At 49.9% G+C, this 15,967-nt stretch carries 14 protein-coding genes; 7 read left to right on the top strand and 7 right to left on the bottom strand.

All coding sequences use genetic code 11. The annotated features are described in order from the left end of the window. Positions 1–110: 110 nt before the first annotated feature. The 3 genes from AC5JLP_RS26045 to AC5JLP_RS26035 all read right to left on the bottom strand — a co-directional run bounded on the left by AC5JLP_RS26045 (position 111) and on the right by AC5JLP_RS26035 (position 2,497). Entirely contained in the window at positions 111–1,739 is a 1,629-nt protein-coding gene (locus AC5JLP_RS26045) for a DUF3352 domain-containing protein (RefSeq protein WP_496070748.1), read from the bottom strand. A 219-nt stretch (positions 1,740–1,958) separates the two neighbouring features. Next, positions 1,959–2,276 carry a HigA family addiction module antitoxin gene (locus AC5JLP_RS26040; protein WP_496070747.1) on the bottom strand — a complete coding sequence of 106 codons (318 nt, stop codon included), beginning with the start codon at positions 2,274–2,276 and terminating at the stop codon, positions 1,959–1,961. 5 nt (positions 2,277–2,281) lie between these two features. Continuing rightward, positions 2,282–2,497, bottom strand: a complete 216-nt coding sequence (locus tag AC5JLP_RS26035; RefSeq protein ID WP_496070746.1) for a BrnA antitoxin family protein — start codon at positions 2,495–2,497, stop codon at positions 2,282–2,284. Positions 2,498–2,651: 154 nt separating this feature from the next. Here AC5JLP_RS26035 and recQ point away from each other — a divergent pair, with 154 nt between their 5' ends. Both recQ and AC5JLP_RS26025 read left to right on the top strand, forming a co-directional pair. After that, positions 2,652–4,904 carry a DNA helicase RecQ gene (recQ, locus tag AC5JLP_RS26030; protein WP_496070745.1) on the top strand — a complete coding sequence of 751 codons (2,253 nt, stop codon included), beginning with the start codon at positions 2,652–2,654 and terminating at the stop codon, positions 4,902–4,904. Between the two features lie 920 nt (positions 4,905–5,824). Beyond that, a complete protein-coding gene (locus AC5JLP_RS26025; RefSeq protein WP_496070744.1) occupies positions 5,825–7,234 on the top strand; it encodes a Sll1247 family protein in 1,410 nt (469 codons plus the stop codon). Positions 7,235–7,512: 278 nt separating this feature from the next. Here the strand turns inward: AC5JLP_RS26025 and AC5JLP_RS26020 are convergent, their stop codons facing one another. The 4 genes from AC5JLP_RS26020 to petL form a co-directional block, all read right to left on the bottom strand. Next, the gene (locus AC5JLP_RS26020) at positions 7,513–8,439 is read right to left on the bottom strand and encodes a UPF0104 family protein (RefSeq protein WP_496070743.1); all 927 of its coding nucleotides are present in this window, start codon (positions 8,437–8,439) and stop codon (positions 7,513–7,515) included. Positions 8,440–8,658: 219 nt separating this feature from the next. Further along, entirely contained in the window at positions 8,659–9,261 is a 603-nt protein-coding gene (recR, locus tag AC5JLP_RS26015) for a recombination mediator RecR (protein ID WP_496070750.1), read from the bottom strand. 243 nt (positions 9,262–9,504) lie between these two features. Further along, on the bottom strand, positions 9,505–9,855 hold the full coding sequence (locus AC5JLP_RS26010) for a histidine triad nucleotide-binding protein (RefSeq protein ID WP_496070742.1): 351 nt from the start codon (positions 9,853–9,855) through the stop codon (positions 9,505–9,507). Between the two features lie 616 nt (positions 9,856–10,471). After that, on the bottom strand, positions 10,472–10,564 hold the full coding sequence (gene petL, locus AC5JLP_RS26005; RefSeq protein WP_496070741.1) for a cytochrome b6-f complex subunit PetL: 93 nt from the start codon (positions 10,562–10,564) through the stop codon (positions 10,472–10,474). Between the two features lie 235 nt (positions 10,565–10,799). Between petL and aroB the strand changes: the two genes are divergently transcribed. The 5 genes from aroB (at position 10,800) to AC5JLP_RS25980 (ending at position 15,958) form a co-directional block, all read left to right on the top strand. Then, positions 10,800–11,915 carry a 3-dehydroquinate synthase gene (gene aroB, locus AC5JLP_RS26000; protein WP_496070740.1) on the top strand — a complete coding sequence of 372 codons (1,116 nt, stop codon included), beginning with the start codon at positions 10,800–10,802 and terminating at the stop codon, positions 11,913–11,915. A gap of 921 nt (positions 11,916–12,836) precedes the next feature. Then, positions 12,837–13,901, top strand: a complete 1,065-nt coding sequence (locus AC5JLP_RS25995; protein WP_496070739.1) for an NAD(P)-dependent alcohol dehydrogenase — start codon at positions 12,837–12,839, stop codon at positions 13,899–13,901. Between the two features lie 7 nt (positions 13,902–13,908). Next, complete coding sequence (locus AC5JLP_RS25990) at positions 13,909–14,154, top strand: hypothetical protein (RefSeq protein WP_496070738.1); 246 nt, start codon at positions 13,909–13,911, stop codon at positions 14,152–14,154. Between the two features lie 66 nt (positions 14,155–14,220). After that, positions 14,221–14,700, top strand: a complete 480-nt coding sequence (locus tag AC5JLP_RS25985) for an SRPBCC family protein (RefSeq protein ID WP_496070737.1) — start codon at positions 14,221–14,223, stop codon at positions 14,698–14,700. Positions 14,701–14,752: 52 nt separating this feature from the next. Continuing rightward, positions 14,753–15,958, top strand: a complete 1,206-nt coding sequence (locus AC5JLP_RS25980) for a zinc-dependent alcohol dehydrogenase (RefSeq protein ID WP_496070736.1) — start codon at positions 14,753–14,755, stop codon at positions 15,956–15,958. Positions 15,959–15,967: the final 9 nt, after the last annotated feature.

The raw sequence follows: 15,967 nt of genomic DNA, 5'->3' as shown, positions 1-15,967 counted from the left end.
TTATGCCGCTAAACGCTCAATGTGACACTTCAAAGGGCGGAATGTCGGGTTTAACGCAAAAAAGGACGTTAAGGAGTAGAGTGGACACTGCCCACCCTACTCCCTACTCCCTACTTGGCAGGTTTGAGTGCCAGCAACATTTCAAGCTGCACTGTTGCTTTGTCAGCCTGGGTAGACGCCATGCCAACGCCCCGGATGGAGTTCAGCACCGCAACCGTTTCTGGCGGGATGACGTTCTTTTGCGCCACGAGCATGGTGCGATTGACCAACGACATGGTTTGATCCATATCCAGGTAGAAGGAACCGACAGTTTGCTTGGGCAAGCCACCCATCACGGTTTTGTAAGCGTCGCTGCTGTCGAGCGCTTTAGTAGGTTTGGTTGCCATCACGTTGACCAACGGTTCACCGATCGCCACGAACACGGAATCCTGGTCGAGCCAACCGTGTCCAGCCAGCACACCCTGCGGCGATTGCCATTCCGTAATTTTCTTCCCTTGCACATCGCGATCAGCGACCTGCACAAACCCATTGCCCTTCACTAACCCATCAATTTTGCTCAACGTGGCTTCCGCCGTTTTGCGATCGCTGGTATCAAAGACCATCACGCCGCCAAAGCCGAACTGAGACAAAACACCCTCATTTAAGGTGATGAAGCTTAAGGAGAAATCCCCGTCCATCCAACCAAAGATGTCCTTGTCGAGATCCAAATTGGCAGCTTGCACCGATTGGCGCATCTGGGCGATCGTTTGTTGCGTTTGGGGATTCGCCTTTGATTGCTCTACGGCTTCTGCCCAGTAGCGACTAATGCCTGCACCGTTGAGCATGGCAAACGTCTCTGTGGGAAATTGCGCGACAACGGAGCCTGCAACAGGCTTGTATTCTAATATTTTTGCCTGCGGGTCAAGGTTGGCGATGGTTCTCATGCGGACTCCAGCATCATCAATGCCAATGCCTGCAACGATCGATTTCACCTTTTTCAGTTGCTCCAGGCTAGATGCTGGTAATTGAGCCGCGCCCGATTTGCTAGCCATGAGTTGCTGCACGGTGCCTGCATAATCTGGAATATAGATGCGGGCGATCGCATTGGGCATCTCCACGCTTTTAGATAAAAGCGCACCAAAATCTGCCTTGGATGCCAACGATGGTTCCCCTTTGACGGTATCGATCGCCTGTTCGACTGCTTTCTTCTCTGGTGCGAGGACTAAGTAGTTTTTGACGACAGCCGTGTAGCTTGAGCTTTTTTCACCTGGATAATCGGTAATTTTGATGCCCTTATAGTCGCTTTCGATCGCTTTTGTTTTGCTTTCACTTTGTAGCTTTTGAGCGAAATTAAGCGCTTTTGCCTTATCTTTGACGCTTACCACTACTAACACATTGGGTTCTTTGGCTGGCTTTCCAGCATCGCTTGGCAGTACCGCCAGCATGATGTTGCCTACCCAGGGTTTGACGTCGGTGTCATAGTTAATTTTGGTATCCGTCAATAGCTTTTGCTGAAAGTCTGTAAGACCTTTGCCTACAACCTGTTGGGCTTCAGGCGTGCCAAACTTTTGCAGCTTGGCCCAGTTCTGTGGCTCCGTTGAAATAAAGGCGGCCATGTAAGCGTCGTCCGGCACGACCTTTGCCAGTGCCTGTGGACTTAACTCATCCCCTGAAGCCCCATTAAAGTGGACGTAGGCAACTGCGCCTCCGGCTACAGCTGCGATCGCCAGTGCAGGTATGATGAACTTTTTCCCAGCCATTCTGCTTTCCTCATTCCTCATATGTTTATAACCATCCCCCGCTTCAACGACTGCTCCTTATGCAAGCGGTTTTCAGGGATTGCACACCCTACCAAAGATGCCCAATCTAACGTTCGACCATGAGCACGTCAGTAGAATGTCACACCAAGTAACACTCTGGCGCTTTGGTTTACTGAATCTTTGGTCTACTGATTAGTAGAAACACCTTGGAGCGATCGATTACGGAGATGGTGTAGGCGGTGAGACGACAAAAGTAGGAATACGACTATACGTGTCTGCATGTTCTTCTTGCGCTTGACGTAGGTCATAGTGTGTTTGCAGGTTTAGCCAGAACTGAGCGCTATTACCAAAGTAGCGAGCGAAGCGAAAAGCGGTGTCTGCCGTGATACTACGTTTTGCAGCTAAAATTTCACTGATGCGAGCCTGAGCTACGTCGATATCCTTGCTTAAGCGATAGGGCGTGATAGCAAGCGGTTCTAAAAATTCTAGACGTAGAATTTCACCAGGATGGACGTTAGGCAAACGATCGTTCTTCACAACCTTTATGATGCTCGCCTGTGAGCGTCTGCATAAAACCGTAGTGCCGCTGCCATTCTCGTTTCATAGTCATCACCTTGAGCTTGAAACCAGTTCAACGTATCGCGATCAATATGAACGAGAACATTCAATGTCTCAACGGGTTTCCACCACCGCGATTTGTTAAAAAATTCTTCAGTCAAGGGGGAACTGTCAGACGTATCAATCTCATCTTTTGTCATAGAGTCAACCTCGTCCCAGTTCGTGTTTGAGGTACTGCTCATAGCGTTTACAACCAATTTTACTGACAAATTGCGGTCAATTTGTCCACAAAGCCCCGGTTAGTGGTTTAAACTGCGTGGACACCCTGGTTTCAAGTGCATCCAGCAACCCTTCATGACAGCTAGCATTCCCTACGCCACAACTCAATTTGCGTCTTTAGAACAGGCGCTCAAGCATTACTTCGGCTATGACAGCTTTCGTCCGGGGCAGCGTCAGATTATTGAATACACCCTGCACGATCGCGATCTGCTCGTCATCATGCCCACAGGCGGCGGTAAATCGCTCTGCTTCCAACTGCCTGCACTGCTGAAAGAAGGCATGATGATTGTCGTGTCGCCGCTCATTGCACTGATGCAGGATCAGGTGCAGGCGCTGCAAAATAACGGTATTCCAGCGACGTTACTGAATAGCAGCATCAGTCAAGCTGAGTCGCATTATCGGCAGGCTGCTATTCTCGATCGCAAAATCAAGCTCGTTTATGTGGCTCCAGAGCGATTACTGAGCGAATCGTTTTTGGGCTTTCTGGATCAGGTCAAGGCAAGGGTCGGGATTTCAGCGTTTGCGATCGATGAAGCTCACTGCGTCTCCGAGTGGGGACACGACTTTCGCCCAGAATATCGGCAGCTTCGACGCTTACGGCAGCGGTATCAAAACGACGATCGGGTGATTCCGATCGTGGCACTGACCGCTACAGCCACAGAACGGGTACGCCACGATATTCTCGGTCAGTTGGAGCTAAATGAACCGCACATTCATGTTGCCAGCTTCAACCGTCCCAATTTGTATTACGAGGTGCGCCCCAAAGGTAGCCAGCGACAAGCCTACACAGACCTCTTTCAGCAGGTGCAGCGCACTCAGGGCGCAGGTATTATTTATTGCTTGAGCCGCAAGCGCGTGGATGAAATCACTGCCAGGTTGCAGCAAGACGGCATCTCAGCGTTACCCTATCATGCGGGCTTAAGCGATGCGGTGCGAAAAGAGAATCAGGACACGTTTATTCGGGATGATGCGCGGGTGATGGTTGCTACGGTTGCCTTTGGCATGGGTATTAACAAGCCCGACGTGCGCTTCGTCATCCACTACGACCTGCCCCGGAACATTGAAGGCTACTATCAGGAATCGGGCAGAGCCGGACGCGATGGTGAACCGTCTCAATGCACGCTGTTCTACGGGACGGGTGATATTAAAACCGTTGAGTTTTTGATTGCTCAAAAGGTGAATCCTGAGACAGGCGAACCGCTGGAAGACGAGCAGCGCATTGCCACTCAACAGCTTCGCCGCGTGATTAACTACGCTGAAGCCACGGACTGCCGCCGCACCATTCAGCTTGGCTACTTTGGCGAAGCTTTTCCCGGCAATTGCGACACTTGCGACAACTGCTGCCATCCCAAACCGATCGCAGACTGGACGCTAGAAGCCCAAATGTTTCTCTCCTGCGTGGGGCGCTTTGCTCAGAAGAACCAGCGGTTTGGCATTAAGCACACGATCGATGTGTTGCGCGGTTCCAAGCTCGATCGTGTCCTAAAAAACGGACACGACAAACTCTCCACCTATGGCATTGGCAAAGATCGTAGTGCCGAAGAGTGGCGGCTGTTAGCCCGATCGCTCATCCATCAACGCTTGCTTGACGAAACCACAGATGGCTATTCGATGCTGCAACTCAACCCGCTCAGTTGGGAAGTGCTACGAAACCAGCGCACCGTGATGGTTGCCATCGATCCAGTGAAGCCAGCGGATGTTCTCACACCTTCCAACGTGGATGCTGCCGAAGTCGAAGCCCTCTACGATCGCCTCCAAAAACTTCGCAAGCGCGTGGCAGACAAACAATCTGTGCCGCCCTATGTCGTGTTTCCCAACTCCAGTCTGCGATCGATGGCAAACATGCAACCCCAAACTTTTGCGCAATTCGCTACCATTTCAGGAGTCGGGAGTCGTAAACTGGCACAGTACAGCGATGCGTTCATTGCCGAGATTCGAGCGTTTCGCGCCGAACGAGGCTTGCCGCTTCAAGCTGAGACGGGTACAGTCCCCCAGTCTACCCCCTTGCCTAATCCGCCTACTCGCGCCTCTGAAACCCAACTGCAAACGCTGGCGCTCTACCAGGAAGGACTGGAACCTGACGACATTGCCGATCGGCGAGGCTTTCGTCTCGGCACCATTATGAGTCATCTGGCTGAGCTACTGGAACTGGGCTATCCCATTGATTTGGATGATTTGGTGCCGCTCGATCGCCAGGACAAAATCGTGATCGCCATCAACACAGTGGGGCCTGATGGGCTGGGCAGCATTCGTGAGCATTTGGGCGAGATGTACGGGTACGACGAAATTCGACTGGTGCGATCGCGCTGGCGGCGCGAAACGGAGTAAATGTGACTATAGCAACCGAATACTCAGCCTCATTAAGTGCTTCAAGAGGGAAAATTTGAATGGCATCCGTATTCTCAATAATGCTTGCTGTAGTCTAGGCAATCCTGCTGATCGCTAGCTCTAGCAACGGTTACTGAGTATAATCTGATTTAAGCTTTCAGGATTACGTCTGTATTTTTAATGAAGCGTGAAGCCCACCGCGCTACATTGAAGGTCTTTATTTTGATACATGGAGGTAGTCTAGCTCTTATTTCTCGCCCTAATGGATGAGACGATCGCCAAATGTTACGCAGATAATGGCACAGCAGGACTTTAGAGTCTTAGTATCTAACCTGATAAAGCTGTCTAGCCAATGCTTTCACCCGTTCACGAATCTGAACGACTGAATGAGACCTTCTTTGCGACCGTCATGTATAGCCCTACCCCTTATACTGATGCCACACCGAGAACTGCGCCATGCCTGCAAAGACCTCGGTTGTGACAGAGATCATCGGCTAGTTTGGTGATAATCACACATTCAGGTTGCATCTTGTCACCCGGTACTGTGGACAAATACCGCAATATCATGAGACGCTTAGCTCTTTGCTCTAAACGCATGATTCTACAAGGAATTGAGCGTGATCCGCTTAGTCCCTAAAATCTCGTTATCGGAGTCATGTTGAGAGGAGCGAGGCCCTCAAGTATCGGTGTTTCTACAGAATTTAGCCTTTCAACTGTGAGGTAGAACTTACGAGCCGTGACAAGGTTTAGACCGCAAAAGGCTGTGACTTATTGGAGAGATAACGGATCTTGAAAATGCACTGCTAGTTCAACAATACTGAATCCAACACTAGTAAATGTCTGATGCCTTGGGATGCTGCCTTGACTCTCTAGTTTCACGTTCTTCCTTTGTCGAATCTACTGGTTAATCCTGAATACCTATGATGATCAGGGATGCTTTAGACGATGCTCATCAAAATGAGACGCCGATTAGATCGAATAGGCTGAATCGGAATATTCAGCAGGCTCAGGACACGGTTTACAGTTTTCTTTTGGAAATTGTTAAAAAATGGCCGCCTGAAGAGGTTCTACTTGAGTTTAAGCGCTTATTCGTCTATCACGTTGATTCCATCAGCGGCGATGCGCTGCAAGCGATTTATGATGTCGTTTTTTCTAATAATGAAGAAGAGTTTAGAAATACGCTCAAACGCTGTTGTTACATTTTGGTCAACAACTGGGATGCAACTCGCAACTATAAGCCCATTCAAGACTTGGTCACCGTCTTTGCCGATCCGTCTATCAACCGCAATACCGCATCCCCTACCTTAAAGCGTCTACGACACTGGTTAGATGGGTTTGTCAAAAGTGGGGATTATGAGGAGCTGAAGCTCTTTGCATCGCGTTACGACGAGAAAGAACGAGGCCCCTGGGTTTCGCGGTACACGTCTTATTTGCTAGTACCTCAATATATTGATCTGAAGAACCCGATCGAGCAACGAGAAGCCGCAAGAGCGCTGTCAAAGCAACTAAAAGATCGCTTTAAGTTTGACTTGGCGATGTATATTGCACGATCGCAGAGCAATGCCCCTAGCAAACGCATTCCCAAAAACCCTACGGCGTTGGGTGAGGAAGTGCTGCGGTTAATTAAGGCGATCGTGGCAAAACGAGGTCCTTTTAGCTACGCAAACCTGGCAAATATTTTTGTTAATCAGACGCAAAGCTTATCCTATAAACAGTTCAAGCAAAGCGTGCAACAATACCTGATCTTCTCCGTTGAAAACCAGGAATTTGTTGAAACCTTACGCTCAAAACTAAACGAAAAATTAGACACCCTTTATGACAGTCATGATGATGAAGTTCTGTCCAGCGCTCTCATGCTGCGGACGTGTAACCGAGTCATTGACTATTTGACGACTGAAAATCAGGCAGAACCATCGCAATTATTTGTGCTGCTGCTATCTCAGGGCAACCCAATCACGCTTGTTGTGGTATTACTCAAAATTATTCTAATTTGTAAGCATTCGCGCACTCATCTAGAAGCGCGTATTGCTGAACTGATTAAGTACTACCAAAACTATCCTGAAGACGAATGTGCTTGGGTCGTCAATTTTCTAGAGGTTTTCACCGTTACCTTTGCCATTCATGCCGAAAACGTTCAATACAATTTGATCAAGATGCAGGTTGATGAAACGCAGCTTTCACCAAATATCTTTGACCCAGATAAATATCGCATCTTTTCACAACTTAAACGCGAAGCCAAGGTAGAGTTACTACCAACGTTGTTAAACCCGGAATCAACGTTGATCGACGCTGATCATGATGCCACAGGCGATGCGCTGCTAGAAGAGTGAGGACGGATGCGTTGACCGATCGCGTGGGTGAGGATACAGAAACACCTCTATGCCATCTACTGGTAGGGATGTAAGCCAAAGCGCTTCACACGCGGCTAAGGCATCGGACAACTGAGATTGAGATTCCAAGGTCTATGCGACTAGTACAGCGCATCAAAAGTTCTGCAACGTCGGTTGCAAGAGTGCTGAGTGCTGTAGCTTGCTGCCGCTTTGCGGTGGACTGAGTGCCGAGGACTGAGTAGCGCTCAAGCCTGTTGCCTCATTTCTGTTTCAAAACACTAGGCAAGACGCTGCGTGTCGAACCATGCCAGTGCCGCACCGATCGCTTCTGCCAAAATGCTAATGAGCCGATAAAGTGCAACAACGCTAAGAATCAAGCCCGGAGAGAATGTTTGTCCAAGGAGCGCGATCGCCGTTGCTTCAAAAACCCCAATACCACCCGGTGCACCTGGTACTACCAAGCCAAGTAACCACGCGAGACTAAACGCACTCATTAATAGCGGCAGTTGATTTGGTAGAACGGGGCTAAGCGCTAAAAACGTGAGCAGAAAGCCCACGCCTCGCAGCAGCAGAAACCCTATTTCTCCAATTAATGGGAGCAACGGATATTTGTCTAATCGAAAGGGTGTTTCAGCGACAGTTTTGGTTGCGGTCTGCTTCAACCTTCCCAACAAGCGCACCAGTAAATTAATGATGCGGGGATGCACAGACGCCAGCACAGCAGACAGGCATGCCCATTGAAGGAGCATGGCAGGTGCACCATACCGTGCCACGATCGACTGACTGCATAGCAAGGTCACCAATAGCGCCGCCGCTGCCATCAACAAAGGTTCTAATAAAACGCTAACAGTAGCGGTTTCCACCGTTGCCCCTGCTTTCGTCGCAGCCGTTACGCGACCGTAGTAGTGCCAGACATTACCAGGAAGGTATTTGGCGATCGTTGTTTGCAAATAAGCTTGTACCAGCCAAATCCCGTTCACTGGCTGATGAAAGTTTTGCAACAGACGACTCCAAACACCACCAGCGCAAATGTGAGCCAGGAGCGTGATGCCAAGGGCGATCGTCAGACATGCCCAACCAGCCCCGTCTAGACGTATAGAAACAACCTTCTGCCAATGCTGCTGCAACACGGAGCCTAGAAAGAACAGCGTTCCACCCAGAATGATCCAGCGTAAGAATGGCTTTAAGCGTCCGAGCTGCTTCATGAGGATCGGAAGGTTTCAGTGACAGCGGGGCAGAGGGAAGCAGAGGGGCAAGGGAAGCGGTTTGAGTTCTGAGTTACAGCCATTTTCATTTGCATTCACTACACCCTACCCCACACACCCGTATTCACCAGACTGCGGCTTACCCAATCAGTAACCGCTGTAAGACTCACCTACCAACGATAAGCAACTACACGCTGACTGCTGATAGCTGACTTCCCTCTAATCCAACTCTCGACGACCTTCCAAGGCTCTTGCCAGCGTTACCTCGTCAGCATATTCTAGGTCGCCGCCCATCGGTAGACCAAAGGCAATGCGGGTCACTTTTGTAAAATGCTTGAGCAAATGCCCCACGTAAAGTGTAGTCGTTTCGCCTTCAACGCTGGGACTAATTGCCATAATCACTTCGGCAATATTTTGCTGTTTCACCCGACGGATCAGCGACTGGATGTGCAGTTGTTCTGGCCCAATGCCGTCCATTGGCGAAATGAGTCCGCCCAAAACGTGATACTTGCCTCGATACTCGCGGGTTTTTTCTAGCGCAATGACATCTCTAGAATCTGCTACAACGCAGATAATTTGACTGTCACGACTAGGGGTACGACAAATTTCGCAGACAGGCTCTGCGGAAAGATGAAAGCAAACTGAACAGTAACCAACTTGCTGTTTGGCTTCCATTAGCGCATTTGCCAACGCCTTAACCTCATCCTCTGATCGCTTGAGGATATGAAGCGCCAGTCGTTGGGCTGTTTTGGGGCCAACGCCAGGAAGATGTTGCAGTTGCTCAATTAAGCGGGCAAGGGGGCGTGTGTAAACCGTTGGAATTCCTCCGAATCTAGATCAATTTTAGCGCGACAGGGGAGGTGGAGGGGGCAAGGTAGAGGAGGGAGCGGAGGGGGCGGAGGAAGGCAAAAGGCAAAAAAGGAGTGGGGAGTTGGGAATGGGCCAAAGGCTAAAAAGCTGAACGCTGTGACTGACTTCCGCTTTACAGTTCGCTTATCAAACTCAAAACGTCCCCTGCCTCCCCTGCTCCCCTTTCTTCCCCTGCTTCCCCTACTCCCTCTGCCCCTATCCGGGAGGCCACGTCATCGATCGTCCGCCCAAAATGTGCAGATGAAGGTGATCAACTGTTTGCCCGCCGTCGTCGCCAGTATTAATGACCAGACGATAGCCATTGGTTAGCCCAACCTGATCGGCAACCCGTTTGGCGGTCAGCAGCAGATGCCCCATAAGCACATGGTCTTTTGCTTCTGCATCCGAGAGTTTGGCGATCGGCTGCTTGGGAATCACCAGAATATGGATTGGGGCTTGAGGGTTAACGTCTTTGAACGCGAGTGCCAAGTTGTCTTCGTAAACAATCTCAGCAGGAATTTCGCGGCGAATGATCTTGCTAAAAATGGTTTCGGTGATTTCGCTCATGCCGTCCCTTCGTGGTGCCAGATGGGTTTCTAGTTGAAATTCTAAAGGGTTGCACACTGTTTGCAACGTAAATTCTACCAACCGCGACGACTCAGATTAAAAGACGAGAATGCCCCTGCTCTCATTCGCCGACTTCACGTTTCTGCTTTGCACGATCGCCCAAAGACAGACGCTCAAGAGGGTAGCGCACCGGATAAAAGGAGTGGAGTTAGAGGCGAAGGCTGAGGTTCATGTATCGACTCGTAACAATTTCTCGTTCTGATTAAGAAACGTTGCAGGCATGTACGCCCCTTGTTAGCGTGATCTCGTAGCTGGATCGAGTCAAATCATCCAGTTGCAGATCACCAACAATGAGTCGTTTTAACTCAAAGGAGGAAAAATGTTGACACTAGCTGTAGTCCTTTTTAGTGGTTGGCTGCTTGCTGCCACACTTGGCACCTGGACATGGTTTGCAGCCCAAAACCCCTCAAGAACGTCCTGGTTTTAGGGTTCATTGAAGACGAAATGTTAGCGCTAACGGTTTGGTATTGAGTGTATGAGGCTTCCCGAATGACGTCATTTGGGAAGCCGTTTTTGGCATGTATGAACACGCCTCACCCAAACAGCCAGCTATTGCTCAAATGAGTTTGGCTGACCGGAAAATGAAGAACAGCCCGATCGCTAACCCAAAGACGGCACCCAACAAGAGGGGGAAAAGTACAAATGCCATGCGTGATCTCTCCACGTAACTAGCAAAACTATACAAAACTATGGGTCGCAGAAGGTGACCTTGAGCCAATAAACTTAGGGGGAGGCAAAAGGCAAAGGGTAACAGAAGGGAGTAGGGAGTGGGGCTAAAGGCTAAAAACTGACCACTGACCGCTTATGAAACTCAAAACCTCTCCCGCTTCCCCTGCTTCCCCTGCCTCCCCGCTCTCTTTCAGCTCAAATCGCCTTCATTTGCTATGCAATCTGTTATTCCCGTTAATTTACCGCGGCATGCTTACGACATTACGATCGCGCCTGGTAGCGTCGATCAGTTAGGTGTCTGGATGCAGGGCACGACCAAGCGTCCGCTGAAATTGGGTAGCCGTGTGTTGGTAATATCCAATCCAGCTGTGTTTGAGCACTATGGCAGGCGGGTGATTGCCTCTCTGGAGCAGGCAGGCTTTACCGTGGCAACGTGCCTTCTGCCGGATGGAGAGCACTATAAAACTTTGGAAACGCTAACCAAAATCTATGATGCGGCGTTGGCAAATCGACTGGAGCGATCGTCTACCTTTGTGGCTCTTGGGGGTGGGGTGATTGGGGACATGACGGGCTTCGCAGCGGCAACCTGGTTGCGTGGAGTCAATGTGGTGCAGGTACCAACGTCTCTTCTGGCAATGGTGGATGCGGCGATCGGGGGCAAAACGGGGGTCAACCATCCCAACGGCAAAAACTTGATTGGCGCGTTTCATCAACCGCGTCTGGTTTTGATCGATCCACACGTGCTGCAAACGCTGCCTGTGCGAGAATTTCGGGCCGCGATCGCCGAAGTAATCAAGTACGGTGTGATTTGGGATGCCGATCTGTTCACGCAGCTAGAAGCCGCGCCTCAACTCGACCAGCTTTCTCACTTGAGTGCTGAACTGCTACAAGCCATGCTGACCCATTCCTGCCGGGCGAAAGCACACGTGGTTAGCAAAGATGAAAAAGAAGCCGGACTGCGGGCCATTCTCAACTACGGACACACGATCGGTCATGCGGTTGAAAGTCTGACGGGCTATCAGGTGGTTAATCATGGCGAAGCGGTGGCGATCGGTATGGTGGCTGCTGCCGAGATTGCAGTGGCGCTTCAGCTTTGGCGACCAGCCGATGCTCAACGTCAGCTTACCTTGTTGCAAAACGCTCAGTTACCGACTCATCTGCCTTCTGGTATCAACCTGGATGCCATTCTGTCGTCTCTTCAATCAGATAAGAAGGTGGAAGCAGGACAGGTACGCTTTGTCTTGCCAACACAAATTGGAGCCGCGATCGTGACTGATCAAGTGCCCACAACCATCATTCGGCAGGTGCTCCAGCAGATGCAGACGGTTTAAGAGCACGGCGATTCAATTAGTCAAACATTCACGTTTTATAGCTGTCGCCATAAAGGTTGAACATTGGATTAAAGGGGTGTGTGGGCTTTGCCCCCAGCCAGGGGTTCCACCCCTGCACCCCGTCCTAACCAATCTGGCTATGGCTATAGTGATGGATGAGGTTGCAGCGTTGAAATTACTGGGTTGCCTGTATCCTACTGGTTTATTCAGCGATGTGGGGATAGTGTATCAATGGCTTTCAACGATAGCTTGAAACCGATCGAACTGGAGGCTCTGATAAGCGCGATCGTGAGTCTGCTTGATGACAAAGAGTGATGGTGCTCAAATCCTCCTTTAGTCCTAGCTGGAAAAACACGCTTGCATTTGATGAATTCCGGGGGGGGTGGGCATGCCTACCCTACAGAATGGAGTTTCAGATAGGTTCTTAATCATGGTGGTGAGCGGGTAGGAATGTGTTTTTCTTGACTAAAATTCGACGCTTCGTTCTTTGGCAGAGAACACTGAAAACAACCGTTCAGCTATCTGTTCGCTTAGCTAAGGCTATTGTGTTCATTCTTACATGTGAACTTAGTACGGGGTCTCCCATTAGACATTTAGTTGCTTAGGTATATCCTTCTCGCGCTGGAGGGAAGATGGCCTTCAGCTTTTTAGGCTTAGTTTAGCCGACTGCTTTGAAGCGACTGATTTTATAGACGCCATTGATTTTATAGACGCTACGTCAACAATGGCAGCAACGAAAACGCAGCGACGGGTTACAAAGCGGCTTTAGTCACGACGGACTGAGGAACGTGTGAACCATAAGATGACGAATAGAGAAACTGTCTTGTTGGCAGGCGTCGGGAGCGATGCGATCGCCCTTAGCAATTCCTGTTCGTTCATCGTTTTAACAGCGCTGCTTAAACAAGTTTGAAAGGATTCTTGATGATTAAAGCCATTGGATATGCGGCTCAAGAGGCAACGGCACCGCTCAAACCGTTGGAGTTCGATCGCAACGAACCCGGTGCCCATGATGTGCAAATTGACATTCTTTACTGTGGCGTTTGCCACTCAGACGTGCATCAAGTGCGAAACGAGTGGCATAACACCGTCTACCCTTGCCTTCCCGGTCATGAAATTGTGGGACGGGTGGTTAACGTGGGTCAACACGTCACCAAATTTAAGGAAGGCGACCTCGCAGGAGTAGGCTGCATGATTGATAGCTGTCAAGAGTGTCAACCCTGTCATGCTGGAGAGGAGCAGTATTGTGAAGGGCCTAAGGGCTGGACTGCCACGTATAACGGACCGCAAAAGCCTGATGGCAGCAACACCTTTGGTGGCTACTCCAGTACCATCACTGTTAAAGAAACCTTTGCTCTCAAAATACCTGAGAATCTAGAAACCAAAGCCGTTGCGCCTTTGCTCTGTGCTGGAGTCACGACCTATTCACCGCTGCGCCATTGGCAGGTGAAGCCAGGTCAAAAAGTAGGTGTTGTGGGTTTTGGTGGTTTGGGCGATATGGCAGTCAAGCTGGCAACCGCAATGGGTGCTCGCGTTGTTGCTTTTACCACATCGCCAGAGAAAGAAGCCGGTATTCGCAAGCTAGGGGCAGAGGATGTGGTGATCTCTACAGACAAAGCTGCAATGGAGAAGTATGCCAGCAGTTTTGATTTCATCCTCAGCACGATTCCCACCAAGCACGACATCAATCCATACATTCAGCTTTTAAAGCGGGATGCCACGATCGCTCTTGTGGGCGCGTTAGAACCATTGGAGCCGATCAACCACAGCCAGGTTGCGTTCCATCGGCGATCAGTTGCGGGATCACTTATTGGTGGCATTACTGAAACACAAGAGGTGTTGGACTTTTGCTCTCACCACAACATTGTCTCGGATGTGGAACTGATTCCCATTCAGCAAATCAACGAGGCGTTTGAGCGAATGATTAAAGGCGATGTGAAATACCGCTTTGTCATTGATATGAACTCTTTGAAGGATCAAGAAGGATAAATGATTCATGGTTAGTCAGTTACAGAAATTGCCGACGGTTAAAACGAGCGGCACGTTGGAACCAGTGGCACACTTTGATGGCGCAATGCCGACAGGGGTAACGGTTTCCCATCAAGGACGCATCTTTGTCAATTTTCCCAAATGGGGCGATGACGTCAAATTCACGGTCGCTGAATTCCGGGATGGTACGGTTGTGGCGTATCCCAATGAGGCGTTTAACCAGACCTTACATCCTATTTCGCGTTCGCATTGATGCTCAACCAGTGCGACTGCAATGAACTTGTATTGCGCTTAGGTCATCCTCACATAAAGGTACGCTATGAAACCGATCAAAGTTGAAAAGACGTTAACCATTAACAAACCCGCAGAGGAGCTTTATCGCTTCTGGCATGATTTTGAGAACCTGCCCCACTTTATGAAGCATCTCAAAGCGGTCAAGGTGTATGACGCCAAACGATCGCATTGGGTTACAAGTGGCCCTTTAAATGGAACCGTTGAATGGGATGCCGAGATTATTGATGATCGGGAAAACGAATTCATTGCTTGGCGATCGTTGGAAGGCGCGGATGTAAACAATGCTGGCTCGATTCAATTCCAACCATCTTCTGGCAAGCGTGGCACTGTGGTCAAAGTCGCCACGGCCTACAACCCACCCGGTGGAGCGATCGGCGATACCCTTGCCAAACTCTTTGGTGAAGCGCCAGAGCAGCAGCTTGGTGATGATCTCCGTCGCTTCAAGATGTTGATGGAGACGGGCGAAATTGCCACCACTGAAGGTCAATCTAAAGGGAGAGATTAGAGGCTTAAACCAATGGAAGCTTTACAACCAATTTAACGACAGGAGATAACCGATGAAAGCAGTTTGCTGGCAAGGTACGAAGAAGGTTGAAGTTGAAACCGTGCCTGATCCCAAAATTCTCAATCCGCGTGATGCGATCGTCAAAATCACATCCACTGCCATCTGTGGTTCTGACTTGCATCTGTATGATGGGTTCAATCCCACCATGAAACCGGGTGACATTCTGGGTCACGAATTCATGGGAGAGATTGTTGAGTTAGGCAGTGGAGTTAAGACGGGAAATCCCCGCAACAATGGTGAACCGCTTGCTATTGGCGATCGGGTCGTGGTTCCATTCACCATTTCCTGCGGTAGCTGCTTCTTCTGCAATCGCGATTTATGGTCATTGTGCGATAACTCCAACCCCAATGCCTGGATGGTAGAGCAAATGATGGGTCATTCTCCATCAGGACTTTTTGGTTATTCGCATTTGACAGGAGGCTACGCAGGCGGACAAGCGGAGTATGCCCGCGTCCCCTTTGCTGATGTGGGTTTGTTCAAGATTCCCAGCGAGTTAACTGACGAACAGGTTCTGTTTCTCACCGATATCTTTCCCACAGGCTATATGGCAGCCGAAAACTGCGACATTCAGCCAGGTGATACGGTTGCTATTTGGGGCTGTGGGCCTGTGGGGCAGTTTGCAATTAGAAGTGCGTTTCTGTTGGGTGCAGAGCGGGTTATTGCGATCGATCTCGTACCTGAACGGCTACAAATGGCGAAAGATGGTGGAGCCGAAATCCTGAACATTGCTGAAGTGGAGGTCGGTGAAGCCCTCAAAGAAATGACGGGCGGTCGTGGCCCCGACTCGGTTATGGATGCGGTGGGGATGGAAGCACATGGGTTCGGGCTGGAAGGCTTTTACGATAAAGTGTCGCAAGCGGTACGCATGGAAACTGATCGCCCGAATGTATTACGTCAGGCGATTGTCGCGTGCCGTAAAGGTGGCACCGTCTCCGTTCCGGGTGTTTATACAGGCTTTGTAGACAAAGTGCCAATGGGTGCCTTTATGAACAAAGGCTTGACGATGAAAACGGGGCAAACCCACATTCACCGCTACTTGCAGCCTTTGACCGATCTCATTCAAAAAGGCAAGATTGATCCATCGTTCTTGATTACACACAAGCTACCGATCGATCAGGCTCCGCACGCCTACGAAATCTTTAAGCAAAAGCAAGACAACTGCATTAAAGTTGTTCTAAAACCTGGTCAAGCGGCCTAAAGTAGTTGT

The organism is Stenomitos rutilans (assembly GCF_059505485.1).
Note: the sequence above shows the minus strand (reverse complement) of the source record. Positions and strands in the feature narration are given on the sequence as shown.

Coding starts and splice junctions, on each gene's coding strand:
- recQ (WP_496070745.1), top strand. CDS start 2,652: ATGACAGCTAGCATTCCCTACGCCACAACTCAATTTGCGTCTTTAGAA.
- AC5JLP_RS25990 (WP_496070738.1), top strand. CDS start 13,909: ATGGTTAGTCAGTTACAGAAATTGCCGACGGTTAAAACGAGCGGCACG.
- AC5JLP_RS26010 (WP_496070742.1), bottom strand. CDS start 9,855: ATGAGCGAAATCACCGAAACCATTTTTAGCAAGATCATTCGCCGCGAA.
- AC5JLP_RS25980 (WP_496070736.1), top strand. CDS start 14,753: ATGAAAGCAGTTTGCTGGCAAGGTACGAAGAAGGTTGAAGTTGAAACC.
- AC5JLP_RS26035 (WP_496070746.1), bottom strand. CDS start 2,497: ATGACAAAAGATGAGATTGATACGTCTGACAGTTCCCCCTTGACTGAA.
- aroB (WP_496070740.1), top strand. CDS start 10,800: ATGCAATCTGTTATTCCCGTTAATTTACCGCGGCATGCTTACGACATT.
- AC5JLP_RS26020 (WP_496070743.1), bottom strand. CDS start 8,439: ATGAAGCAGCTCGGACGCTTAAAGCCATTCTTACGCTGGATCATTCTG.
- AC5JLP_RS26045 (WP_496070748.1), bottom strand. CDS start 1,739: ATGGCTGGGAAAAAGTTCATCATACCTGCACTGGCGATCGCAGCTGTA.
- petL (WP_496070741.1), bottom strand. CDS start 10,564: ATGGCATTTGTACTTTTCCCCCTCTTGTTGGGTGCCGTCTTTGGGTTA.
- AC5JLP_RS26025 (WP_496070744.1), top strand. CDS start 5,825: ATGATGATCAGGGATGCTTTAGACGATGCTCATCAAAATGAGACGCCG.
- AC5JLP_RS25995 (WP_496070739.1), top strand. CDS start 12,837: ATGATTAAAGCCATTGGATATGCGGCTCAAGAGGCAACGGCACCGCTC.
- AC5JLP_RS25985 (WP_496070737.1), top strand. CDS start 14,221: ATGAAACCGATCAAAGTTGAAAAGACGTTAACCATTAACAAACCCGCA.